This is a genomic window from Mesorhizobium sp. B2-3-6 (assembly GCF_006442305.1).
Lineage (GTDB): Bacteria > Pseudomonadota > Alphaproteobacteria > Rhizobiales > Rhizobiaceae > Mesorhizobium.
The window spans coordinates 401,283-425,154 of the sequence record NZ_VFVW01000001.1 but is presented as its reverse complement, the minus strand read 5'-3'; the positions used below and the strand labels follow the sequence as shown (position 1 = coordinate 425,154).

Here is a 23,872-nt window from a genome sequence, read left to right as displayed (position 1 = left end):
TCGGTCGTGAATTCACGACCGGGGGAGGCATTATGAGGCTTGGACTGCTCACCGCACCGTTCGCGGAGACGCCGCTCGACGCGGTCGCCGACTGGGCAAGCTCGGCCGGCTTCGAGGCGCTGGAAATCGCCTGCTGGCCGAAAGCCTCGGGCGCCAGCCGCCGCTATGCCGGCACCAGCCACATCGACGCCGCCGCGACCTCGCCGGCGCAGGCCAGGGATATCGCGGCAAACCTTGCCGGCAAGGGGCTGACCATTTCCGGTCTCGGCTATTATCCCAACCCGCTGCATCCCGATGCCGCCCACCGCAAGACGGTGATCGACCATCTGAAGCAGGTGATCGTGCTGGCCGCGAATATGGGCGTGCCCCTGGTCAACACCTTCTGCGGCGGCGATGCCTCGAAGACCGTCGACGTCAACTGGCAGCACGCGCTCGAAATCTGGCCCGATATCGTCGCCCATGCGCGCGATCACGGCGTCAAGCTCGCTTTCGAGAACTGCCCGATGATCTTCAGCTATGACGAATGGCCGGGCGGCCACAACATCGCCTATTCGCCGCTGGTCTGGCGCCGCATCCTCGAAACCTGGGGCGGCGATGTCGGGATGAATTTCGATCCTTCGCACCTGGTCTGGCAGATGATCGATCAGGCCCGCTTCATCAGGGAATTCGGCCCCTACATGCTGCATGTCCATGCCAAGGACCTGATGATTGATCATGATGGTTTGTACGAGCGCGGAATCCTTTCGTCTGGCATAGGCTGGCAGGTGCCGCGCATGCCGGGGCTGGGCGATGTCGGCTGGAACGGCTTCTTCTCCGGCCTCTATCGTGCCGGCTACGACGGCCCGATCATCATCGAGCACGAGGACCGGTGGTTCGAGGGCAGCGACGATAAGGTCAAGCGCGGTTTCCTGCTTGCCCGCGACGTGCTGCGTCCCTTCGTCAAATGAAGGCGCAAAAACAACATCGAGGCGCCGCCTGAATCTCTTTCTGCGCGGCCCGGTGTAACGACTTGGAATCGAAACGAAAATCAAAGTGGAGGAAATCTGAAATGAAGAAATACCTGACCATGGTGCCGCTCCTTGCCGGCGCTGCCTTGCTGGCCTCGATGGGCGCCTCGTCCGCCGAGGGCAAATACACGATCGGCATCTCCAACACCGTGCAGGGCAATGGCTGGCGCGAGGAGATGGTCTGCGCCATGAAGGCGCAGGCGCTGGCCTCCGGCGAAGTGACCAAGCTCAACATCGCCCACCGCAACACCGACGCCGCCGGGCAGCTCGAGGACATCCGCAACCTGATCAGCGCCAAGGTCGACGCCATCGTCGTCAATCCGGCTGATCCCGCCGGCATCAAGGCGGGGCTGGAGGAAGCCACCAAGGCCGGCATCGTTGTCGTCGCCGTCGACCAGGCGGTCACCGAACCCTCGGCCTACATCATCTCCAACAACCAGGAACAATATGCCTATCTCGGCGCCAAATGGCTGTTCCAGCAGATGGGCGGCAAGGGTGAGGTGTTCTACATGCGCGGCGCCGCCGGCGCCTCGGCCGACTCGGATCGGGACAAGGGCTTCAAGAAGGCGCTGGCCGAATTTCCCGACGTGAAAGTCGCGCAGGAAGTGTTCACCGGCTGGCAGCAGGACCAGGCCAAGCAGCAGATGCTGTCCTTCCTCGCCACCGGCACGCCGTTCAACGGCGTGTGGACCTCGGGCATCGACAACGTCATCGTCGACGCGCTGGTGGAATCGCAGGCGCCGATGGTGCCCGTGGTCGGCGCCGACAATGCCGGTTTCGTCGGCCAGCTGAATTCGGTCAAGGACCTGGTCGGGGCCGCCGTGACCAATCCCGGCTCGATCGGCGGCGCCGGCGTGACGCTCGCGCTCCAGATCCTCGACGGCAAGAAGCCGGCGCAGCAGACCGTTCTGGTCGAGCCGCAGCTCTGGGAAAACGCCACCGAGGAAGGCAAGGCCAAGCTGAAGGCCGCCGCCGATCCGTCGCTCAGCCCGGAATGGCCGGTCTCGATCTCGATCCCGGACTGGACGACCTACACCAAGGACCAGATCGTAGCGTGCAAGGGGCCGGGGGAGTAAGGGCTATTTTGATTGGCTAGCGAGGATGGCGTTTGCCGTCCCCGCCAACCAAAGGTTTGATAGGTTAGCGCTCTACGGCGCCCCCTCTGTCCTGCCGGACATCTCCCCCACTTGGGGGAGATTGGCAGTTTCGGCGCCGGCTCTCGTCTTGCCACGTTGAAAATTGGCGAAAGCCGAAGTTACGGCCGATCTCCCCCCTTGTGGGGGAGATGTCCGGCAGGACAGAGGGGGGCGCCGTAGAGCGCCAGCAATTGAGTTTCTGGTACGGACAGCAATTTGACCACCAAACCCCTCCTTGACGCCTCCGGCGTCGCCAAGAATTACGGCGCGGTTGCCGCGCTGCGCGACGCGTCGCTGTCTGTCCTGCCGGGTGAGGTGCATGCCCTGATGGGCGCCAATGGCGCCGGCAAGTCGACGCTGGTGAAGATCCTGACCGGCGCGGTTCCTGCCTCGGCCGGGCGCGTGCTGATCCGTGGCGAGGCGCGTGACATACGCTCGCCCGCCGCCGCGCGCCGCGCTGGCCTTCTGCCCGTCTACCAGGAACCGTCGCTGATCCCCGATCTCGACATACTGTCCAATCTGCGGCTGACCGGCACGCCCGTCGAGCCGTTCCGCGCCTGGGTGCGCGAACTTGGCATTCCCGACCTCGACCTGCGCGACACCGCGCGCGACATTCCGCTGGCGGTGCTGCGCGTGCTCGACCTGGCGCGGGCGCTCGCCGTCGAGCCCGACGTGCTGCTGCTCGACGAGATGACCGCGGCGCTCCCCGCAAATCTTGCCGAAAAGGTGCTGGAAGTCGTGCGTCGCCAGGGCGACAGCGGCCGCGCCGTGATCTTCATCTCGCACCGCTTCGTCGAGATCTCGGCGCTCTGCGACCGCGCCACCGTGCTGCGCGACGGCGCGACCGTCGGCGTTCTCGACATCGAGCCCGGCGTGGAGGAAAAGATCGTCGAGCTGATGCTCGGCGCCCGCATCGAGAAGACCAAGGTGACCGCCCGCGCCGCCGGCCAGGCCGCCACATCGGCCCCTGCCCGCCCGCGTCTCGCCGTGCGCAATCTGCGCGTCGGCACCAAGCTCAACGACGTCTCCTTCGAGCTCGCCGACGGCGAGGTCGCCGGCGTCGTCGCGCTCGAAGGCCAGGGCCAGGATGAATTGTTCGCCGCCCTTGCCGGCTCGATCAAACCGTCCGGCGGCACGATCGAGGTCGACGCCCAGCCGGCGAAATTCACCCATCCGATCGACGCCATCCGCGCCGGCATCGCCTATGTGCCGGGCGACCGTTCCGAAGCCCTCGCCATGCAGCGCTCGGTGCGCGAGAACATCGCGCTGCCCTTCAGCGCCGCCTTGCGCAACTGGGGGCCGATCGCCATGCGCAAGGAGCGCGCCACGGTGGCGAGCGCCATCGCGCGCCTCCAGATCGACACCCGCGCGCAAGGCGAGGTGCAGCGCCTGTCCGGCGGCAACCAGCAGAAGGTGACCATCGCACGCTGGATCGCGGCGGACGCCCGCACCATCCTGTGCTTCGACCCGACGCGCGGCATCGATGTCGGCACCAAGCAGGAGATCTATAAATTGCTGCGCGAGCTCGCCGGCCACGGCAAGTCGGTGCTGTTCTACACCTCGGAACTCGAAGAGGTGCAGCGCGTCTGCGATCGCGTCATCGTCATCTTCGGCGGCCGCGTCGTCGATATCTTCCCGGTCGAGGAAGCGGACGAGCCGGCACTGATGCGCGCCGCCTACGGCCTGCCGCGCGGCGTCAAGGCCGATATCGGCATTTTGGCGGACCCGACAGCAAATGCCCCGGATGCGCCGGAGGCGACGCCATGAGCCATCTCCTGCGCCGCCAGGGCTGGGTCGCCGGCCTGTTCGCCCTCCTCATCGTGCTGTTCGTCGTCACCAAGCTGATCCAGCCCGGCTACGGCAGCGGCGATTTCGGCTCGCTGGCGCGGGCCGTCTTGCCCTACGCCTTTGCCGTGGCCGCGCAGACCGTCGTCGTCATCGCCGGCGGCATCGATCTGTCGGTCGCCGCCATGATGGCGCTGACCAGCGTCACCGCCGCCTCGATGATGGCCGGCGCCTCGGAAGAATACGCGCTGTTCGTGGTGCCTTTCGTACTGGCCATGGGGTTTGTGCTCGGCGCGCTCAACGGCCTGCTCATTGTCGCCACCCGTGTCCCCGACATCGTGGTGACGCTCGCCATGCTGTTCGTGTTGCAAGGGGCGGCTCTTCTGGTGCTCGGCGCGCCGGGCGGCGCCGCCGCCGAATGGCTGAAGGCGATGATTTCAGGCACGGTCCCGATACCCGGCCTGCCGCAGAACATCGACGCCTGGCTGCCGAAGGCTCTGCTGGTGCTGATCATCTGCCTCTGCATCGTCTGGATACCGCTGCGGCGCTCGCGCCTCGGCCTGTCCATCTACGCCATCGGCTCGAGCGAGCTGGCGGCGTTCCGCAGCGGCGTGCCGGTCAAGCGCACCCGCATCATCGCCTATGCGCTGTCGGGCCTGTTCGCGGCCATGGGCGGCCTGGCGCTGACCATGAGCACCGGCATCGGCGCTCCTATTCCCGGCCCCTATCTGCTCGCCAGCGTCGCGGCCGTGGTGCTGGGCGGCGTGGCGCTGGGCGGCGGCAAGGGCGGCCTGCTCGGCCCCATCGTCGCCGTCTTCGTGCTGCGCCTGGTGCGCACCGATCTCACCCTGCTCGCCATTGATCCCAACGTCACCGCCATCATCGAGGGCCTCATCATGGTCGCCGTGGTGATGTTCGGGGCTTTCATTACGATGCGGGGTCGGCAATGATGAGGGAGAATGAATTGGCGCATAGCGCTCTACGGCGCCCCCCTCTGTCCTGCCGGACATCTCCCCCTCAAGGGGGGAGATTGGGAGCTTCGGCGGCTCGCTCATTCTTGCAACGCCGACAATTTGCGAAAGCCGTCACCCCGTCCGATCTCCCCCCTAGAGGGGGAGATGTCCGGCAGGACAGAGGGGGCCGCCGTAGGGCGCTACATTTGCAGACAAGAGCCACCCCATGAGCACCACCGCAATCACGCCCCAACCCGTCCCCTTCGGCCGCCGTGTCAAACGCTTCATGGCCGACCGGCCGCTGATTCCGCTGGTCATCCTGCTGGTCATCCTGGTTGTGATTTTGCAGATCCTGCGCCCCGGCATCGTCAACGAGCGCTGGATCGCCAACACCATCAAATTCGCCATTCCCTTGGCGATCCTTGCCGGCTGCCAGACCATGACCATGCTGACCGGCGGCATCGATCTCTCTGTCGGCACGGTGGCGACGATGAGCGCCTTCATCATGGCTACGCAAGCCGTCAACCAGGACCCGGCCGTGGCCTTCCTCCTGGCGATGATGCCGGCGGTAATGATCGGCCTCGTCAACGGCATCGGCGTCGGCGTCTTCCGCGTCCATCCGCTGATCATGACGCTGGGCACCAGCCTGATCGGCACCGGCTTCCTGCAGGTCTATCAACGCACGGTGATCGCCTCGGGCGCCAAGATCCCCGATTTCCTCGCCTGGCTCGGCACCGGCGTGACCGCAGGGTTTCCCAACGCGCTGCTTCTGTTCGTCCCCGTCGCGGTGCTGATCGTCTTCGGCCTCAACCGCACCGGTTTCGGCCGCCTGCTCTACGCCGTCGGCGACAATGAGCGCGCGACCCGCCTTTCCGGCGTGCGCTACTGGCAGGTCATCACCGCGCTCTACGTCCTCTCCAGCCTGCTCGCCGGCATCACCGGCTTGCTCTATATCGGCTTGATCAAGGCCCCTTCCCTGTCCCTCGCCGAACCGCTGGTGCTGCCCTCCGTGGCCGCCGCCGTCATCGGCGGCACCTCCATCTTCGGCGGCCGCGGCGGCTATACCGGCACCATCATCGGTGCCTTGATCCTGACCGTGCTGACGACGCTGCTGACGATTTTGCAGATGCCGGAGGGGGCAAGAAGGATCCTGTTCGGCCTGATCGTGCTGTTCGTGACGGCGGCCTATCTGCGGATCGTGGAGGAGCGGTAGGGAGGGGCCGCCGGCTCATCCCTGGAAACACCGACGCAGTGATCGCCCTCACTTCACCGTGATGCTCATGCCGCTGAGATCGGCGTTGACTTGCAGCCCTACCTGCCTGCCCGTGAGCTCGAGCTGGGCGCCCTTGTCGTTGGTCATGACGATCACCTGGGCGCCCTTGCCGAGCGCGCCGCCGCCGCCCGCCGCGCCGTACACACCCGTCACGTCCCGGGCGCGCTTGATATGGCGCACGGTGCCCCGGAAATAGGTCTTGGAGGCACCGAAGGCGAGGCCGCCCGAAATGCCGCCGACCGAGATCGGATACCGGCGGCCATGGAAGGTCAGCGTGCCCTCGCCTCCGGCGCCGCCGATGAAGAAGGCCGCCTTGTAGATGGAGAAGCGGATCGTTCCGGTGTCGGCGTGCGCGACACTGGCAAAGCCAACGCCCGCGGCAGTGATGACGGCGATGGCGACTGAACGAAATCTGGACGAAATCTTCATGACAAGGGGCTCCTCAAGGTCGCTGCTCACCCGACCGGGCCGGGACGTCGGCGTCGCATCGAAGTTCATGGCTAAACAGTCTCGCCCATCATTGGTTCCAAGCACACGGTCTCGTTCCGGCTGCGAGGAGACCGTCGCTAAACGGGCCCGCCGGCTGGCGAATTGTCCAGCGGCGGCTGGCGGCATCGCGGGTCGAGCAGGGGAGCACGGGGAGACCCATGGCGCCGTCTGGAGCGGGCCTGGTGAAACTTTTTGATTTTTAGGCCGTTGTCGCCGTTACATCCGAGGCTGAACTCATGCCGAAAACGGTCGACGGCGCCAGGCGGCGCAAGGCAGAGAAGTCGCACCAGGAGAAGGCCTCGACAGTCGAAGTTGCGTCCGAGGTCGTGGGCGAGGCTGCGCCGCCGCCCGGGGCCATCGAACCCGGTCCGGAGCTGACGCCGCAGGAGGCCGAGCAGGCGCGCAAGCGATACCTGCTGAGGCGCTTCTGGATCAGCGCGCGCGGCTACTGGAGCACGCGCGGCGACAAGCTGGCCTGGCCGTTCACGATCGGGCTGTTGATGCTGATATGCATCAATGTCGGCTTCCAGTATGGGATCAACATCTGGAACCGCTCGATCTTCGACGCCATCGAGCAGCGCAACGCCCACACCGTCTATGTGCTCAGCGCCGTGTTCCCGCCGCTCGTGGTTGGAAGCGCAAGCCTTGTCGTCGCGCAAGTCTACCTTCGCATGACGATCCAGCGCCGCTGGCGTTCCTGGTCGACCACCGCCATCATCGCGCGCTGGCTCGCAAGCGGCCGCTACTATCAGCTGAACCTCGTGGGCGGCGACCACACGAACCCCGAGGCACGCATCGCGGAGGATTTGCGGATCGCCACGGAATCGCCCGTCGATTTCATCTCCGGCGTGATCAACGCGTTTTTGTCGGCCTCCACTTTCATCGTGGTGCTGTGGACGATCGGCGGGGCGCTGACTTTGCCGATCGGAAGCTGGAGCGTCACCATTCCCGGCTTCCTGGTCGTGACCGCGGTGATCTACGCCGCCATCACCTCCACTTCGATGGTGGTCATCGGCCGCCATTTCGTGCGGCTCTCCGAGCAGAAGAACCAAGCGGAAGCCGATTTCCGCTACACGCTGACGCGCGTGCGCGAAAACGGCGAGAGCATCGCCTTGCTCGGCGGCGAGGAGGAGGAGCGCAGCGGCATCGACAAGACGTTCGGCACGGTGCTCCGGCAATGGGCGCTGCTGACAGGCCAGCACATGCGCACAGCGCTGGTGTCGCAGGGGTCGAGCCTGTTTGCGCCGGTCGTGCCGATCTTGCTTTGCGCGCCAAAATTTCTCGAAGGCAGCATGACCCTTGGACAGATCATGCAGGCTGCCTCAGCCTTCGCCATCGTGCAGGCCGCGTTCGGATGGCTGGTCGACAACTATCCCCGCCTCGCCGACTGGAACGCCTCGGCACGGCGTATTGCCTCGCTGATGATGTCGCTTGACGGGCTGGAGCGCGCCGAACGCAGCGACGCGCTGGGCCGCATCAGGCACGGCGAAACCGAAGACGGTGCGATGCTCAGCCTGGACAATCTCTCGGTATCGCTCGACGACGGCACCGGCGTGGTCAAGGAAACCGAGGTCGAGATCGAGCCTGGCGAGCGGGTGCTGGTGGCCGGCGAATCCGGTTCGGGCAAGAGCACGCTGGTGCGGGCCGTCGCGGGCCTTTGGCCGTGGGGTGGCGGCAGCGTCGACTTCCACCCCGGCAGGCGGCTGTTCATGCTGCCGCAACGTCCCTACATCCCCTCCGGGACGCTGCGCCGCGCGGTCGCCTATCCGGCCGCCGCCGAGAACTGGACGCTGGAGAAGATCAACGCCGCCCTCGACAAGGTGGGGCTCGATTATCTCAAGGACCGGATCGAGGAAGACGCGCCCTGGGACCAGACCCTGTCGGGTGGCGAAAAGCAGCGGCTCGCCTTCGCGCGCCTCCTGCTGCACCATCCCGATATCGTCGTTCTGGACGAAGCGACCTCGGCGCTCGATGAGAAGAGCCAGGACAAGATGATGGAGACGGTCATCCATGAATTGCCGAAGGTGACCATCATAAGTGTGGCGCATCGCGCCGAGCTGGAAGCCTTCCACAGCCGTAAGATCACATTGGAGCGGCGCGAGGGCGGCGCAAAGCTTGTCAGCGATATTAATCTTGTCCCGCGCAAGGGCGGACGGAACCTGCTCAGGCGCGCCTTGTGGGGCTCCGGCGCTGCGGCCCAAAGGCCGCGCGAGCTGGAGTAGGCGGCCTGAAAGAAGACCTACATCCAATTGCCGACTTACTACCACCTTTTGCCTTTTGATAAGATCCGCTTATGGAGGCACAGCCATGCGTGTTGCAACGCTGCTTTTGGTCGGCATCGCACTCTCGACGGTCAATTCTCACGCCGAGGATTACGAGACAGCTTCTGCGGCTTGCGATCGACTCGCCGCTCACCCAGACGAACCTGGATATGAGGGCAAAGGCGTCGAATTTGATAAGATTGATATCGCTGAAGCGAAAAAGCACTGCCAAGCCGCGATGGTCCAGGATAAGGTAAAGAGTAGCGACATCTATCATCTCGCCAGAGTCTATCAGGCGGAGGGCAACAAAGAGGCTGCTAGTGTTGGGCTGAACCTTGCAATCCAAAAAGGCTACGTCTTCGCGGAATATATGTATGCGGCCGCACTCGCGGATGAAAAAGACTACACGTCCGCGCGAGCTTGGTTGAAGGAAGCACAGTCACTGCCTGCGGCAATGGCCGAGCTGGGCTACCTGGAATGGAACGGCTTGGGAGGTCCTGTGGATCAAGCGGCGGCCATCGAACATTCGAGGCAAGCCGCTGAACTCGGTAACAAGATCGGCGCCAGTAATCTAGAAACGTATCTTGAAGAGCTTGCCAACGCGCAGGAGCCAGTCGATGCCAATGGGCAAACTCGTGACGAGGCTGTGATGGAGATCCAGCGCGAAGAGGAAGAAAGACGGCAAGACGTCGAACGGCAGAACTGCCAATACAATCGCTCTTTCGGAGATGCCGCAGCGGCGTGGTCTGGCTGCAACTAATCGCCCCAGCTAAAGCTTCGTCCCGCCTCAGCGCCCGCTCAGCGCCGCGACGCGGTCGAGGGCGGCGCCGAGGCCTTTCAGGGAGACGGGGAAGTTGAGCTTGGTCTCGGCGTCGGTGACGACGTTGAGCGTCAATACGCCGCCCGCCTTCAGCTTCTGCGCCAGCGCCCGGTCGATCGGAAACTGCGCCACGCATCCGTTCGGCAGGCAGGTGCGGAACCGCAACTGGCCGAGGGGCGGCTGGTCGTCGACCTGGATCGTCACGCCTGGGTCGAACAGGATGCCGAAAGGCAGAAGCAGGGTTCCGGTCAATCCACCCTTCGGCCCCGCGCGCAACTCCACGGCCAGCAGCCTCTGGCCGTTCTTCTGCGTCTGGTCCTGCGAAACCGAGCAGGCGCGTGCATTGTCCTGGATGGTGCAGGCCAGGCTCCAGTCCTGATAGGTCTCCTGGAGCGACGACGCGCCGTTTGGAAGCGTGGCCGCCTGCTGTTGTTGCGCACAGGCACTCGATGCAGCCAGGGCCACCGCGCAGATTGCGGCCGCCTTCAGAAGAACAAATCTGTCAAACAACGATGGCGACTTTCTCTTTCGGGGTTCACGCGCATGGCCCCGAAAACCGGATGGGATTTTCGGGGCCGTGGGCATGGTCATCTGCCTCACGCAGGGTGCAAAAGCAATTCCAAAGCGCGTCGCGTGAGCGCGGTGCGCTTCAGGTACAGACCCACTCGCGGATCTTGCATTCGGTTCCCGCCGCCTCGCAGGCTTGCAGAGCGAGGTCTTCCGCGTCCTTGCGGGTCTCGGCCGAGTTCGCCCCCCAGGGCGTCAGCCGGTCGCTCTGCTTCTCCCTGGCCACGGCCAGGGCGCCGCAGTGCTTATAGGGAAAGCCCGTCTCGTCGTCGTCTGTCCAATGGCGGTGATTGCGGAACACGGTGACAACAGTGCAGCCCTTGCCGCCGGCGTTCTCGCAATATTTCATCGCGGCGTCCTTCGCCTCCTGGCGCTTGTCGGCGCCCCAGAAGAAGCCGTGCTTGGTATCGATGTTGGAATAGGCGATCGCCCCCCAGATGCCTTTTTCCTCCTTCGGCTCCGGCTCCGGCGGCGCCACAAGGTCGGCCGAGACAACCTGCCCGCTCCACAGCAGGGCCATGCACAAAACTGCCAGACGTCGCGATTTCATGGTCTGCAATCCTTTCCAGGAGCCCTCGCCCATTCGCCTATCCCGTTGTATCACTTCGACGCCGACGCGATGGAAATCACCACGCAGCTATTGCCGGTCGGCAGCAGAAGCGCTTCGCCCGAATTGCCGCCCAGCTCGTACACTTCGACCTGGCCGAGATGATCGGTGATCTTGCTGCCTTGCGGAAGAACGGACGGGATCTCCGAACACGGGCTGGCGAACGGTGCCACCCGCACCATCGCGCCTTCGCAGCCGGAAGCGGTGGGCGATGCGAAAACCACTCCGGCGGCCGGTCCGCTGTATTTTTCCGTTGAATAGTCCATGCCGACGAGGGCCTGCACGGCGTGCTTGTCGGCGGCCTGGTCGTTCCACAAGGATTTGACGCTGTATTTCGAGCCCGTCGTCAGAACCTGTCCGAGCACGGGAAAGATCGTCGAGCAGGCCTGCACGCCGGCCTGTTTGACATGTTCGAGGAAAGGCGAGTCCGGCAATGCGGGCGGCGCCGTCCGGGCCTGCGCCGCCGTCGGGGTGCCGACGAGACCGGCGATCGCGGCATAGTTGGCGGCAGCGAAGCCGATGCCGATCATGGCCAGCCCCAGCAGCGAGAAGGCTAGGACGCGCGGCCACCGCCGCTGCGGCTCGGCGCCCCTCTTGCGATCGGGCTCGACGATCCTCTTGCGGTCCGGCTCCACGCTCGGGCCGCGCGCTGGGGAGATGAACGGGTCTTGCTGGCTCACGGTGCTGCCTCGGTTATTTGATTGGCGCAAGGGCCTCGGACAGCCCCTTGAGCGTTGCGGTCACGGTAATCGTCTGGCCGTCGACGGTCGGGTAGGAGATGGCCGGCGTCGCTTTCTGCACTATCTGCTGGCGGATGACGGGCCCCACCGGCAGCATGCCGACGCAGACCACTTCGTTGCAGCCGTTCAAGTGGACGTCGATCGGGTCGCGCCCGTCGAACTTCAGCGACACCAGGCCGTCGCTTTTGGCGTTCGGCGCGGTGCGCAGGATCATGTAGGGCTTGCCGTCCTGCGTGGCCGCGAGCGACCAGCTGAAGGCCATCCTGCCGGCCCCGTCCTCGATCACCTGCGAGACATTGCAGACCTTCTTGCGCGCCTTGAGGTTCTCGTCGCAGATCAGCGTCCAGTTCTCGAAGGGCCGGATGGTGCGCTGGTATTGGCCCAGCTTCACATCCGGCGGCACCGCCACGTCGGATGGCTTGATCCTGTAGGGCGCGGTCGCTTGCGCGGCGGCTGGCCCGGCGGCCAAGGACAGGCCGCCGGCAAGCGCCAGGCAGGTCAGGAGGAAAAGCCGGGCATGACGGCTGGTTGCCCCGTTCATTCCCGCCTCAGTTTAACGTGAAGCTCAGGCCGGCGCCGACACCGACATTTCCGCCCGCCGCCGTGCCCGAGACATTGCCGCGGATGCGGCCGTCCTCGCTGGTGTAGCCCGCGCCGAAGGCAAAGGCGCTGGCATCCCGCCAGAAGCCGCCGCCCGCCGCGACGCTCAGCTTTCCGGGACGGTCGTCGTAGCGCAGCGAGGCGGCGGCGAGGCCGATTGCCGCCGCTTGCCGGGCTTCGTCGCGGATGCCGCTGATGTCCGAATTCAGCTGGCCGAGTTTCTGGTCGGTATAGTCGTTGGCCTGTTGCAGGGTCGTGGCCGCCACCTTGTCGGTATAGCTGTTGGATGTGCTGATGGCGGTGTCCAGGCCCTTGGTCAGCTGGTTGACATTGACCGCGTCGGTGCCGGCGACGCCAGGTCCGACGTTGGAGATGACGACCGGCGCGTTGACGTCTCCGCCTTGCAGCGTGATGGTGTTCGTCTTGGCGCCGCCCTGCGTGTCATAGGTCACCGCATTCTGGTTGAGATTTCCGACGCCGGTTTGCAGGGCCTCGATCGCCTGGTTGGAGGCGAAGAGCTGTGAACCATTGATCGCGTCGGTGCTGTCGGCGGCGATCCGTCCGGCTGCGACATTGGTGATCGTCCTCTCCGCACCGGCATCGCCGACGCTGACTGTTCCGGTCGGCGTCGTGCCGGCAAAGGCGTAGGTCTTGCCGTTGATGACGGTGCTGGAGGTGCCGACGGCGGTCTGCGTCACCGAGCCGGAGCCGAGCGCCACATCGTTGGCGTTGTTGGCCTGCGCGCCCTGGCCGAGCGCGACGGCGCCCGCCCCGGTAGCCGTCGAGCCATGGCCGGCGGCCAGGCTGTCGTTGCCGCTCGCCACGCTTTCGGGTCCGATCGCCACGGCCTCGGTGCCGCCGGCGATACTGTCGGCCAGCGACGAATTGGCGTGGAAGTACTTGATGCCGCCGCCATTGCTGATGGTGGTCAAGGCATTGTCGACCGCCGTGAGCCCGTCATAGACGGTCGTGTAGGTGTTGCCCTGGACGGTGTAGGTCGGCCCGGTGATCGAACCGTCGGGGTTGAGCGTGGTGTTGCCGCCGAACAGGTTGGTCACGTTTTGCGACACGCCGCGCAGCTGCGAGACGTTGACGCCGTCGGTGTCGGCCGAGCCCGCCGCGACATTGGTGAGCTTGCGTTCAGCTCCGGCGTCGCCGATCGACACCTCGCCCACCGAGGTCTGCGGGGCGGTCAGGGCAAAGGCCGCGTAGCCGGCCTGCGCGCCGACCGAGGTGATGGACTGCGCGCCCAGCGCCACGCTGTTGATGAAGGTGCTTTGCGCGCCGGCGCCGAGCGCCACCGACTGGATGCCGGAGGCGAGCGAATTGGTGCCGAAGGCCAGGCCGTCCGCCAGCATCACATGGGCGTTCTGGCCGATGGCGGTTCCGCCGGGCGCCGTCTGGTCGACGATGGCGCCGTTACCGATGCCGATGCCGTTATCGCCGTTGACGACCGTGGTCGGACCGACCGCGACCGATTCCGCGCCGACCGCCAGCGAGTCGGCCGCCACCGAATTGGCATGGAAATACTTGGTCGAGGTGGCCGACACGGCGGCGATGGCGCCCGCGAGCTGGCGCACCGTCACCGCGTCCTGGTCCTGCGTGCCGTCGGCGACATTGGTGATCTGCCGGTAGGAGGTGGCGTTGCCGACCGAAACGGCGCCGAGCAGCGCCTTGTCGGTGGTGTTGTACTGGATGAAGTTGGATGGGCCGGCGGGCAGTTGCCCGGTAGCCGGAGCGATCGGGCGATCGGAGAGCGAACCCGAGCCGAGGGCCACGCCGCCGTCGATGCTGGCATTGCTGTCGCGGCCGAGCGCCAGCGCGCTGACGCCGGTGGCGGTCGCATTGTAGCCGACCGCTGTGGAGCCGACGCCCTGGGCGAAGGAATCGGTCTGCGCCAGCCCGAACTCATTGGTGCGGGCATAGCGGATGCCTTCGCCATTGGCGTCGGTGAAGACGGTCGACGTGTCGCCGGTGATGTTGTTGATCGTGTTGCCGAGATTGGTCACGCCTGCGCCGATATTGGAAATGGCGGTGGTGTTGGCCGTCACCTGCTGATTGGTGGCGAAGAGCTGCGAGCCGTTGACCGCGTCGGTCGAACCGCCGTTCAACTGTCCGGCGGCGACGTTCTGGATCTGGCGCTCGGCGCCGGCCGAGCCGACCGAGAAGGCGCCCGCCGGCGTGCCGCCGGCGAAGGTATAGTTGACGCCGCCGATCGTCGTGCCGCCGACATTGGTCGTGGCGCCCGACGTCGAATTCAGGCCGATCGCGACATCGCCGGCATTGTTGGCGACCGCATTCGGGCCGACAGCGACGGAATCGGCTCCCAGCGCCTGCGAATCCGCCAGCGTCGAGTTGGCATGGAAATACTTGATGCCGCCGCCAACATTGATGTTGTTGACGACGGCGCCGATGGCATCGACCGCCTGGTTGGTGGCGAAGAGCTGCGAGCCGTTGATGGCGTCGGTCGAGAGCGCGCTGATCCGCCCAGCCGCCAGGTTGGTGATGGTGCGTTCCGCGCCGGCCGCGCCGATGCTGACCGTCGAGGTCGGGTTGGTGCCCTGGAAGGCGTAGGTGGTGCCGTTGACCACCCCGCTGGCCGTGCCGACCGCCGTGGTGGTCACCGAGCCCGAACCGAGCGCCACGTCGCCGGAGCTTGCCGCCGCCGTCGCGCCATCGCCAATCGCGACATTGCCCGCAAGACCGGCGGCGCCCGCCGTCGAGCCGTTGCCCAGCGCCACGGAACCTTGCCCGATCGCCTTGTTGCTGTTGCCGATCGCGACGGCGCCGTTGGCCATGTTGGCCGCGGTGGCGGTCGCCGTGCCGTCGCTGTTGGCGATGTTGTTGGCGCCGCCGGTGAAGGCGCCGGTGCCGCTGGCATAGCTCGGGTCGCCGATCGAGACCGCGCCGTCGCCAAAGGCGGTGTTGCCGGAGCCGATGGAGACGGCCTTGCCGCCGGTCGCTACCGCATTGGTGCCCATGGCGACCGCTTCGGCGGAATCCGCCTTGGCGCTGGCGCCCAAGGCGATGGTGTTAGCCGCCGTCGCGTTGGTCGAGGGGCCGATGGCGATGGAATTGGCTCCGCTCGCGGTACTGGTGGCGCCTACCACAATGGAGTAGGCACCGGACGCAGTGGAGCCTGCGCTGCCCACCACGGTGGCGCCGGCGCCAGTGGCGTTGACGGAAACGCCAAGCGCCACGGCCTGCGTGGCTGTCGCGTTGGTAGAGGAGCCCATGGCGATGGCACCGTCCTCCGTGGCATTGGCCAGCGTGCCGAGCGCCATCGCGTTGTTCTTATTCGCAAGCGCGCTGGTGCCGATGGCGATGCTGTTGGGCACGGCCGTGTCGGCCTGCACGCCTGCCTGCGCGCCCACACCGAATGCAATGGACTGGTTGCCCCAGGCGCTGGCGTTCTTACCCATCGCCGTGGCGCCCGTTCCCGTTGCCTTGCTTTGGCGTCCGATTGCGGTGGTGTCGACCTGAGACGCCGTCACGTCCGTACCGATAGCAATGGCGCTCTGGGCCAAGGCTCCCGTCCCGGCAGCGGTGCGCGAGCCGAGATAGACGGCGTTTATCGCGGTTGCGGTCGACTGGAAGCCGACGGCGACGGCATTTTGGCTGTTCGCAACGGTGCTGGTGCCTTGTGCAACAGCGTCCAGCCCGGACGCCCCTGCGAACTGCCCAATCGCAGTGCTGCGCAGCCCGCTGGCTACGGATCCGTAGCCAGCGGCGAACGCATAGTTGTTGCTGGCCGTGGCGCTGACACCGACTGCGGTGGAGTTCCCTCCCGAAGCTTGGGCGTTGGTGCCCAGCGCGCTGGCCCCGGCCCCAGTGGCACCCGCGGCGACGCCGATCGCTACCGTGTTGATATTGTTTGAAATCGTACCGGAGCCGATCGCCACTGCGCCGCCGGTGCCCGTGGCCGACGCGGTGCGACCAATGGCGACGCCGTATTGCGCCGTCGATTGGGCCTGGAAACCGAGCGCTATGGCCCAGTTAAGGCTGGCGTTTGAGCCGTTTCCGACCGCGATGGCCTCGGGAGCGGTCGCCGACCCGCCGCCGGCCTGATATTGCGCCTGAGCCGGCGTCGCGGCCATGCCGATCGCGAAGGCGCCCAGCGTCACGGCGGTCCCGAGCGCCCCGCCGACGCCCAGCGTTCCCAGCCCCAAGCGCTTGCGCCCCATGCCCAGCGCACGATGCGCCATGCGCAGGACCGCCATCAAGCGGCGCCGGGCCGAGCGGGACCGAGGATCGCCATTCGCGATCCAGTGACTGGCGAAATGCGCCGCACGGCGCTGAACAAGGAGCGAGCCGCCCGAAATATGGCCGCCCGAAATATGATTGTCGGTCATGGTTCCCTCTCCGCTGGCCGGCACGAAATGTCTGACACTTCCACTCCACAGCAGGAAGACATGATTCCCCTTCGCGGTATTTCACGAAATTGCTGTCTTGTGAGAAAAGATACGAGCATATACGCGGAGGTTAACGGCTCGTTACCTTAGCAACTGCTTTAAAATCAAGTAATCAAATAGTGACGAGAGCGCGGCTTCATCTAATCTTTGCGTTAAACTTGGCCGCCCGTGCCTGCATCGGCGTCATCTGCCGGTATTTCTTCATCATGGTGGTGAAGTGGCTCTGGCTCGAAAACCCGCTCAGATGGGCGATGTCGGCGATGGTCATGCGGCTGTCGGCAAGAAGTCTTTCCGCGAAGTCCAGCCTGAGATCGAGAACATATTGATGCGGCGGCATGCCGAACGTCCTGGAGAAGGCGCGCACGAAGTGGTACGATGAAAATCCGCAGACGGCGGCCATTTCGGCAAGCGCCAGCTTGCGCGAGAAGTTCTCGTTCAGGAACTCCTGCACCTTGCGCGCACTGCGGACGGAAAGCCCGCCCTTCACGTTGAGCAGCGGCTGCCGGGCCGGATTGGCTCCGGAAACCGATCCGGGGGGACCATCAGCGCCCGGCATTTTTCGGCCTCCCGATATTTCCAAGATGAACTTCAACCCGAGGCCTCCCTCCCCGTTCCCCCGAAAAACAATTCGTGATTGATCGAAGCGGGCCCGCATCGCCAACCCCGCTCATGTGATCGACCCGGCCGGATGGCAAGCAATGCGCGAACTGAATGGCATTCCAAATGACTCCAGCAAAGCTTGGGGCACAGGTGGTGACGGACGTATTTTGAAAAACTCCGGAAGCCTTGTAGGAAATTCCGGTCTTGGATCGCTGGCCGGCAGCTGTTGCTACTTTGCCATGGCCGGGCTTTCAATTCCTGCGGAAAGCGTCACCAGCCCGCCTGGCGTCCTTCCCCTGTATCTCTTCATGGTCGCGGCCAGGTGGCTCTGATCCGAAAATCCGGCAAGGTAGGCGACTTCGGCAATCGGCAACTCTCCGCCGGCCAGCAGCTTTTCCGCGAGATCGAGGCGCAGGTTGATCAGATACCGATGCGGCGGCATGCCGAATGTCCCGGCGAACCTTGCTATGAAATGATTTGGTGACACCCCCGCGACCGACGCGAGCTCGGCGACCATGACTTTCCGCACGAAGTTCTGGTCGAGATACTCTCGCACGCGTCGGGCGCCAACGGCGGAGAGCCCGCCTTTGGGCGACGCGGCCTGCCTCTTGCGACCCGTATAACCGCGCAGCAGATGCACCCCGAACACCGTCAGCAGCGAGTCCAGATAGAGCTCGTTCGGCGGCAGCCTGTCGGTCAGTTCGGCAGTGATCATCTGGGCTATGTTGAGCGCCCTCAGGTCAACCGTGCCGAACGCGGGCGGCTCGAGCTTGACGTCCGGGAGGTCGAACTCATGGGCCGCCAGCTCGGACAGCGCTTCGGGAGAGATCGAAACGACGGCGTTCTCCCTGGTCTGCGACCAGGCCAGCGTGCTGTCGACGCCCGCCGGATTGACGACGAGACAGCCGACCGGCGCATCGTACTGCGTGATCCTGTCACTGCCGAGCGAGGCTCTCAGCTTGCGTGCCGGCCTCAGCACAATCCCCGTGGAATGCTCCCTGGCCAGGAATTTCTGCGATCCCGGACTGCGGACGGAATAGATGACGCTTCCGCGGGCGGTGGCTCTTCTGGGACCAGCACTTTCCGGAATGATATCCAGGACGTATCGAGCTGTCCGCTCTTGATCGACGCCCTGGGAATCGCCGCTTTCCCGAGCCCCGCCCGCATGTTTCATACGTGTTGCCTCAGCCGGCTTACCGCCGCTTGGTATCCCCTTCCCCTGACCCGGAATCAACGTAACGCACACGCCTCGAATTGAAAAGAACTTCCACGCGCAAAGAAAATTCTTTATTCGAGATAAGAAAGAAGAACTGACCGTCGAAGGAAGTTCAGCAGCATTTCTGTCAATAGCGAAGAGCCTTGACGGATCTTCGCTTCCGGATTCGTCGGCCCGGGCGTAAGCCGGCAACGCATCGGTCACGAAGGAGGAGTTCACATGCGAGGCTGTGTCGGCCCTGTGGTTCGACAGCGTTGTTCGGCATCAGTGGCACGCAACGGCGCGGCGCGGAGCCAGTCGTTCACGGCCGTCTATTGCGGGTCCCCGCGACCTTTTTCGTAAAGATCCCACGCGAGTTCCACAAAAGCCAGAAGCACATCATCCTTGTCCCAGCCGGCCGCGACAGCCGCCTCGACGATTTCGCCCACGAGAGGCAACAATTGGCGCTGGCAGGCGAGCGGGATGTCAGCCTCGGATTCATCCACTGGAGGTCCATCGAAGTTGAACTTCATCGTTTGGCGCTCCCCTCGCCATCAAACGAAATGCTACTCGTTCCCAACAAACGAAGTGCTATTCGCCAGACCTTATTCCTATACAATAACTCCAACATTAAACATAGCAGGCTAGGCCGCCAACGGAGCGCAACACCGGATAATCCGTGTATCGACCGGCTGTCCTAGTGACGCTGGGGAAGCGTTATTACATCACTGTCCAAGGCAAGCTGCCGAATGGACGCCCGTCGGCCGCGCCGTCATGAAGCACGAGGAGTTGGCCGGGTTCGGAGACGAACCAGGCGAACGAGCCCCAGGCAAGCTGCGCGACGGTCTTCTTGAAGCCGGCGGACTGGCGATCCTGATAGGCGGTCAGGAACGCGATCTGTTTTCGGTCGAAACCGGCCGCGTCCGTGACAGCATGGAGGGCATCGCGCCGGCGATCCGTGATCGCGCCATCGGTCGCCACCACTTCCACGAACAGGATCAACGGCTCCTTGCGGCCGAGATCGGCGAGGATGATGTCGGGCAAGTTCCTGTCGGCCTCGATCTTGAGGCCGATCGCACTGGCGATGGCGTCGTCGCGCAGGACCACCTTGTTGCCGCTCTCGCTCAGCCACAACATGGCAGGGGCGGCGAGAAACCGTTTGGCGAACACCTCGATGACGGCTTGCGCGATGACCGAACTCGGTCCCGGCGCCAAAAGCCTGGTGTCGCCGTTCGGAAACGTGACGCGGATGCCGGCGGTGTTGGCGACAGCGCCGGCGCGCATGATGGTCACGCGGGCCAGCGCGCCCTTGCTGAGATGCGTTTCCTGGAAGTCCGCGATGGCGGTTTCCAGCGCCTCGCCTTCCAGCGCCGGGTCGAACAGGGCTGCAAATGCCGCCCTCAGCGCATAGCGGGGCTGGCCTGAAGTCGTCGGCAGATCCTCGCGACGCAGCACCGAGCCGATCGCCACCAGCCCGTCCCGCAGCGTCTCGTCGCGGATGGGCTCGCGCGTATTGTCCGCGTACCAGCGTGATCCCGCGACGGCGCCGTTCTTGCGCAGGACGGTTGCGGCGTAGGCATCCCGATCTGCATCGTCCGCCAGCGCCGCCTGCTCGCGGGTCATGCGATAAACATGGACAGGGCCCAGGAATCGCCCCGAACCCTCGACGGCGCCGATGTAGAGAGCGGCGAACACGGTGCTGGCGGCAAGTTCGCGGATGCAATAGATGCGGTTCGGCGTGCCTTCCGGAAAGATCAGCGGCAGGCGCCCGGCGACAAGATCGCGCGTCGCATAGGGCGGCCGTGCCGTCATGCAGGCTCACCGTAGAGGCGGCTGCATTCCGCCTCGATCCTGTCGCGCGGTGCACCGGCGGTGACCAGCCTTTCCAATGCCTGGATGCTCCTGGGCGGCGGCAGCGGCAGCGCTTCGAGCTCGAAGGCGGAAACGGCGACGCTGCCGCTGATGCAGCGGAAAAGATCGTCGACGACACGGCTGTTCAATAGCGCCGCCACGACCGCCGCCGGCACCTTCGTGCTGCCGGTCGCGCGGACCATGTTGAGATGGTTTTCGACGACGACGCCGCCATGCGCATCGATGAATTCCTGGCGAAGTTCGGCGGCGATCAGGCGGCGGGCCTGTTCCTTGGCGGTGGTGCGCTGGACGAGGATGCAGGGCTCCTCGACAAGCAGCCAGCCATCGCCGGCCTCCAGCTTGAAGTAAGGGGCGTGGTTCTTCTTGCGCGCGCGATAGGCGAACTGGCCGTCGGAGGTCACGGCTTCGGCCCAGATCAACGGATGCACCCCCTTGCCGCCGGCGCGATCGCGCAATTGACCCTTGAAGCGGTTCCAGACCAGCGGGCCGGTCGAAACCCCATAGCCCCAGTCGACGAGGCGATGCGTCATCGTCTCGGCCCGGGCGATGAGCCGGCTGTGCTCCGGCGTGCGCGGCGCAAGCCAAGGCATGGCGCGGTCGGATGGCAAGCCTATCGTGCCGTTGCGGGCAATCCCGGCCTCGGTCTCGGAGGCGACGGTCACGTAGTGGATCTGCGCGCGCCGCGGCTGCGCGCCGTTGACATAGACGGCAAGCAGCGTCTCCTGCAGCACGTCCTCGAAAACGCCGCGCCGCGCATGCACGAAGTCGATCGCGACGGGCGGCGCCTCGTTGGCCAGAAGGCTGCGCAGCGCCGAGTAGTATTGGCCGCCGAGAAAGCTTGTCGGCGTCAGGAAGGCGATGAGGCCGCCAGGCTTGGTCCAGCGCAGCGCGGCGTCGGTGAAAACGCCGTAGAGATTGGCGTGCCCGTAGAGGCCGCGCGCATAGCGCTCGCGCAATCGCGACGGCAGCGAGACCCGCCCATAGGGCGGATTGCCGACGACGAGATCGAAGACGGGTTCCGGATCGGCTTCAAGCGTGTTGCAGGCCGTCACGATGGCGGGGGCGGCGCGCCCGGCCCTGGTCGCGATATCGGCGAGCGCGATCTCCAGGGCGCCTTGCGCCAGCCGCGCCGCGAGGGGATCGAGCTCGAAACCGGCAAGCCTGGTGCCGACATGGCTGAGCGCGAAGGCTGGCTCGCAATCGCCGAGCGCGGCGATCATGCGGTGCGCGGCATGAAACAGAAACGTCCCACCGCCGGCGGCGGGATCGAGAACCCGTGCGCTGCGCCAGTCCAGGCCCTCTTCCTCGGCCTGGTCGAGCAGGCGATTGACCAGCGCCGGCGGCGTGTAGAAGGCACCGCGCTCACCGCGCTCCCTGGTCGGCAGCAGGACCGGATAGAGGCTGGTGACGAGATGCAGCGCTTCGAGGATCGGCAGCCGCGCGGCGGTCTCCCCGATGCTGTGCGCAAGCGCGGAAGCCGGCTCGTCCAGCGCCTCCGTATCGAAGGCGAGCGAGGGGCAGATCGCCGGGGAAATGCCGAGGGCCGCCGACAAGGCCTCCAGCGCGCGCCGGGTCAGCGAAACCGCATAGGTTTCGCGGTCGCATTCATCGATCGTCTCGCACCATGCGCGCGCCAGCAGGCGAGCCTTCGACAGCTCCGCGCGCGCCACTCGCAATGCATCAGCCACCGAGCGCAAGACGGCAGGCAATTTCGACCCGCGAATCTGTGAAACTTTTCCCATCGCCCTCGACCGTACCGCGCAAGACTCACCGATGCGATAGAGTATCACATGTTCTCGTTATGTTCCAGTGGAAAACCGCAACCGTGCCGCGCGCATGCATTGATCACAGCGCCAGGCTGCCCTGCTTCGTCTCCTCGGTATTGGGATCGCCCGGCGCCGCGTTGCGGTCGCCCGGCGCCGCATTTGGGTCGCCCGGCGCCGTCGCCCAGGCGAGTTCCACCAGCGTGACGGTGCGCCGGCCGGTACCGTCGAGCTGGCACACGATCAGGCCCTGCTCTTCGATATAGGTGAGCAGGCGCCGGGCGCGGCGCATGGAGTGCGAGCCATAGGCGCGGGCGATCGCGGCGTCGCTCGGGCAGGGCCAGCCTTCCTTTGCCGCGCGGGCGACCATCATGAACACGCCCTGCATGTCCTCGGGCAGCAGCGAGGCGCGCACGGAGACGTCGCGCCACGCATCGTCCTCGGCCATATCGGAACCCACGCCGGCGCGGGCTCGCGTCAGCATGCGGCGGAACTCCTGCAGATCGGGCACGACCGACGCCAGCCCCTCGATGCGGCAGCGCACCACGAACTCCTGGTAGAGCACGCCGATGACGCGGAAGCCCGCGTCGGGCTCGGCCAATATGGCGCGCAGGATGCGGTCCATCCGCTCGCGCCGCTCCGCCAGGTCCTCGGCGCTGGGCGCCGGCTCGGCCGGTTCGGGGCGGATCTCCAGCGCCGCGGACTTCGCCGCCATCAGCTGGTTGAGCAGGTCCGGCGATGTCACCCGCCGCTGCGGCCGCACGGCCTCCGGCGGCGGTGCCGCCAGGATGATCGCGCGGGCATCCTCCAACGCCGCTTCCGGCAACGGCATCAGCCGCGGCGTACCGTTGCGCGGGCTCGTATCCGTCGGCCCGATGCGCAGGCCGAGCGGACGGCGCGACAGCGCCGGGCCCAGCGCCATGAAGTGTCCGCGTTCCAGGTCGCGAAAGGCCTCCGCCTGCCGCCGCTCCATGCCAAGCAGATCGGCCGCGCGCGCCATGTCGATGTCGAGGAAGGTGCGCCCCATCAGGAAATTGGAGGCTTCCGCCGCGACATTCTTGGCGAGCTTGGCCAGGCGCTGCGTGGCGATGATGCCGGCCAGCCCGCGCTTGCGGCCGCGGCACATCAGATTGGTCATGGCGCCGAGCGAGAGTTTGCGTGCCTCGTCGGAGACCTCGCCGGCCACCGCCGGCGCGAACAGCTGCGCCTCGTCCACCACCACCAGCATCGGGTACCAATGGTCGCGCGCGACCTCGAACAGTCCGCCGAGGAAGGCCGCCGCCCGCCGCATCTGGTTCTCGGCGTCGAGCCCTTCGAGGTTGAGCACAGTGGATACGCGGTGGATGCGCGCCCGCTCGCCGGCGCTCTGCAACCCGCGCTCGGTATGCTCCTCGGCGTCGATCACCAGGTGGCCGTAGCGCTCGCCCAGCGACACGAAGTCGCCTTCGGGGTCGATGATGGTCTGCTGCACCCAGGGCGCGCTCTGCTCGAGCAGCCGGCGCAGGAGATGCGACTTGCCGGAGCCCGAATTGCCCTGCACCAGAAGGCGGGTCGCCAGCAGTTCCTCAAGATCCAGCGCCGCCGGCGCGCCGGCGGTCGTCTGTCCCATCTCGATCGCAACGGTCATATCAGACTCAGCCGCTCCTTCGCAGAGGGACTTATCAACCCGATTGCAAAGCGTCGAGCGCCGATGGCCGCCGGTTGGGCGTTGCGCACAGTTGTGCGAAATGCTGCCTGCCTGATGCGAACATCCGGCGGGCTGAACGATCGCATGACAAGCGCGCAATCGTTT

19 protein-coding genes are annotated in these 23,872 nt (G+C 65.6%); 7 read left to right on the top strand and 12 right to left on the bottom strand.

The features are described 5' to 3' along the window. The first annotated feature begins 32 nt into the window (after positions 1–32). The 5 genes from FJ953_RS02030 (at position 33) to FJ953_RS02000 (ending at position 6,094) form a co-directional block, all read left to right on the top strand. On the top strand, positions 33–947 hold the full coding sequence (locus FJ953_RS02030; protein ID WP_140622968.1) for a sugar phosphate isomerase/epimerase: 915 nt from the start codon (positions 33–35) through the stop codon (positions 945–947). Positions 948–1,048: 101 nt separating this feature from the next. Further along, positions 1,049–2,083 (top strand): ABC transporter substrate-binding protein, encoded by a 1,035-nt coding sequence (locus tag FJ953_RS02025; RefSeq protein WP_140582418.1) that lies wholly within the window; start codon positions 1,049–1,051, stop codon positions 2,081–2,083. A 276-nt stretch (positions 2,084–2,359) separates the two neighbouring features. Next, positions 2,360–3,910 (top strand): sugar ABC transporter ATP-binding protein, encoded by a 1,551-nt coding sequence (locus FJ953_RS02015; RefSeq protein WP_140521485.1) that lies wholly within the window; start codon positions 2,360–2,362, stop codon positions 3,908–3,910. After that, complete coding sequence (locus FJ953_RS02010) at positions 3,907–4,878, top strand: ABC transporter permease (protein WP_140521484.1); 972 nt, start codon at positions 3,907–3,909, stop codon at positions 4,876–4,878. The genes FJ953_RS02015 and FJ953_RS02010 overlap by 4 nt, the downstream gene beginning before the upstream one ends. 229 nt (positions 4,879–5,107) lie before the next feature. Next, positions 5,108–6,094 (top strand): ABC transporter permease, encoded by a 987-nt coding sequence (locus FJ953_RS02000; protein WP_140521483.1) that lies wholly within the window; start codon positions 5,108–5,110, stop codon positions 6,092–6,094. Positions 6,095–6,142: 48 nt separating this feature from the next. On the opposite strand, the gene FJ953_RS01995 is transcribed toward FJ953_RS02000, so the two are convergent. Beyond that, positions 6,143–6,583: a hypothetical protein gene (locus FJ953_RS01995; RefSeq protein WP_140500175.1), complete on the bottom strand. Its 441-nt coding sequence runs from the start codon at positions 6,581–6,583 to the stop codon at positions 6,143–6,145. 296 nt (positions 6,584–6,879) lie between these two features. On the opposite strand from FJ953_RS01995, the gene FJ953_RS01990 reads away from it, so the two are divergent. Both FJ953_RS01990 and FJ953_RS01985 read left to right on the top strand, forming a co-directional pair. Further along, on the top strand, positions 6,880–8,865 hold the full coding sequence (locus FJ953_RS01990) for an ABC transporter ATP-binding protein/permease (protein ID WP_140622966.1): 1,986 nt from the start codon (positions 6,880–6,882) through the stop codon (positions 8,863–8,865). A gap of 85 nt (positions 8,866–8,950) precedes the next feature. Further along, positions 8,951–9,664, top strand: a complete 714-nt coding sequence (locus tag FJ953_RS01985; RefSeq protein WP_140521481.1) for an SEL1-like repeat protein — start codon at positions 8,951–8,953, stop codon at positions 9,662–9,664. 27 nt (positions 9,665–9,691) lie between these two features. On the opposite strand, the gene FJ953_RS01980 is transcribed toward FJ953_RS01985, so the two are convergent. The 11 genes from FJ953_RS01980 to FJ953_RS01930 all read right to left on the bottom strand — a co-directional run bounded on the left by FJ953_RS01980 (position 9,692) and on the right by FJ953_RS01930 (position 23,707). Further along, positions 9,692–10,309, bottom strand: a complete 618-nt coding sequence (locus FJ953_RS01980; protein WP_140521480.1) for an invasion associated locus B family protein — start codon at positions 10,307–10,309, stop codon at positions 9,692–9,694. Between the two features lie 64 nt (positions 10,310–10,373). Further along, the gene (locus FJ953_RS01975; RefSeq protein ID WP_140521479.1) at positions 10,374–10,841 is read right to left on the bottom strand and encodes a DUF4189 domain-containing protein; all 468 of its coding nucleotides are present in this window, start codon (positions 10,839–10,841) and stop codon (positions 10,374–10,376) included. Between the two features lie 50 nt (positions 10,842–10,891). After that, positions 10,892–11,578: a hypothetical protein gene (locus FJ953_RS01970; RefSeq protein WP_140521478.1), complete on the bottom strand. Its 687-nt coding sequence runs from the start codon at positions 11,576–11,578 to the stop codon at positions 10,892–10,894. Positions 11,579–11,591: 13 nt separating this feature from the next. Beyond that, positions 11,592–12,179 carry an invasion associated locus B family protein gene (locus FJ953_RS01965; RefSeq protein ID WP_140521477.1) on the bottom strand — a complete coding sequence of 196 codons (588 nt, stop codon included), beginning with the start codon at positions 12,177–12,179 and terminating at the stop codon, positions 11,592–11,594. A gap of 7 nt (positions 12,180–12,186) precedes the next feature. Continuing rightward, a complete protein-coding gene (locus tag FJ953_RS01960; RefSeq protein ID WP_140622964.1) occupies positions 12,187–16,590 on the bottom strand; it encodes a YadA-like family protein in 4,404 nt (1,467 codons plus the stop codon). 196 nt (positions 16,591–16,786) lie between these two features. Further along, positions 16,787–17,305: an AraC family transcriptional regulator gene (locus FJ953_RS01955; protein WP_140622962.1), complete on the bottom strand. Its 519-nt coding sequence runs from the start codon at positions 17,303–17,305 to the stop codon at positions 16,787–16,789. A 174-nt stretch (positions 17,306–17,479) separates the two neighbouring features. Continuing rightward, on the bottom strand, positions 17,480–18,670 hold the full coding sequence (locus FJ953_RS01950) for an AraC family transcriptional regulator (protein WP_246674693.1): 1,191 nt from the start codon (positions 18,668–18,670) through the stop codon (positions 17,480–17,482). Positions 18,671–18,777: 107 nt separating this feature from the next. Then, a complete protein-coding gene (locus FJ953_RS01945) occupies positions 18,778–18,978 on the bottom strand; it encodes a hypothetical protein (protein WP_140500096.1) in 201 nt (66 codons plus the stop codon). 187 nt (positions 18,979–19,165) lie between these two features. Continuing rightward, a complete protein-coding gene (locus FJ953_RS01940) occupies positions 19,166–20,257 on the bottom strand; it encodes a BsuBI/PstI family type II restriction endonuclease (protein WP_140622960.1) in 1,092 nt (363 codons plus the stop codon). Next, on the bottom strand, positions 20,254–22,026 hold the full coding sequence (locus tag FJ953_RS01935) for an N-6 DNA methylase (protein WP_224655997.1): 1,773 nt from the start codon (positions 22,024–22,026) through the stop codon (positions 20,254–20,256). Before FJ953_RS01935 ends, FJ953_RS01940 begins: the two co-directional genes overlap by 4 nt. Before the next feature lie 136 nt (positions 22,027–22,162). Continuing rightward, positions 22,163–23,707 carry an ATP-binding protein gene (locus FJ953_RS01930; RefSeq protein WP_246674690.1) on the bottom strand — a complete coding sequence of 515 codons (1,545 nt, stop codon included), beginning with the start codon at positions 23,705–23,707 and terminating at the stop codon, positions 22,163–22,165. Between the last annotated feature and the right edge of the window lie 165 nt (positions 23,708–23,872).

Coding starts and splice junctions, on each gene's coding strand:
- FJ953_RS01960 (WP_140622964.1), bottom strand. CDS start 16,590: ATGACCGACAATCATATTTCGGGCGGCCATATTTCGGGCGGCTCGCTC.
- FJ953_RS01975 (WP_140521479.1), bottom strand. CDS start 10,841: ATGAAATCGCGACGTCTGGCAGTTTTGTGCATGGCCCTGCTGTGGAGC.
- FJ953_RS01965 (WP_140521477.1), bottom strand. CDS start 12,179: ATGAACGGGGCAACCAGCCGTCATGCCCGGCTTTTCCTCCTGACCTGC.
- FJ953_RS02030 (WP_140622968.1), top strand. CDS start 33: ATGAGGCTTGGACTGCTCACCGCACCGTTCGCGGAGACGCCGCTCGAC.
- FJ953_RS01990 (WP_140622966.1), top strand. CDS start 6,880: ATGCCGAAAACGGTCGACGGCGCCAGGCGGCGCAAGGCAGAGAAGTCG.
- FJ953_RS02000 (WP_140521483.1), top strand. CDS start 5,108: ATGAGCACCACCGCAATCACGCCCCAACCCGTCCCCTTCGGCCGCCGT.
- FJ953_RS01995 (WP_140500175.1), bottom strand. CDS start 6,583: ATGAAGATTTCGTCCAGATTTCGTTCAGTCGCCATCGCCGTCATCACT.
- FJ953_RS01940 (WP_140622960.1), bottom strand. CDS start 20,257: ATGACGGCACGGCCGCCCTATGCGACGCGCGATCTTGTCGCCGGGCGC.
- FJ953_RS01985 (WP_140521481.1), top strand. CDS start 8,951: ATGCGTGTTGCAACGCTGCTTTTGGTCGGCATCGCACTCTCGACGGTC.
- FJ953_RS01955 (WP_140622962.1), bottom strand. CDS start 17,305: ATGCGGGCCCGCTTCGATCAATCACGAATTGTTTTTCGGGGGAACGGG.
- FJ953_RS02025 (WP_140582418.1), top strand. CDS start 1,049: ATGAAGAAATACCTGACCATGGTGCCGCTCCTTGCCGGCGCTGCCTTG.
- FJ953_RS01980 (WP_140521480.1), bottom strand. CDS start 10,309: ATGCCCACGGCCCCGAAAATCCCATCCGGTTTTCGGGGCCATGCGCGT.
- FJ953_RS02010 (WP_140521484.1), top strand. CDS start 3,907: ATGAGCCATCTCCTGCGCCGCCAGGGCTGGGTCGCCGGCCTGTTCGCC.
- FJ953_RS01930 (WP_246674690.1), bottom strand. CDS start 23,707: ATGACCGTTGCGATCGAGATGGGACAGACGACCGCCGGCGCGCCGGCG.
- FJ953_RS01945 (WP_140500096.1), bottom strand. CDS start 18,978: ATGAAGTTCAACTTCGATGGACCTCCAGTGGATGAATCCGAGGCTGAC.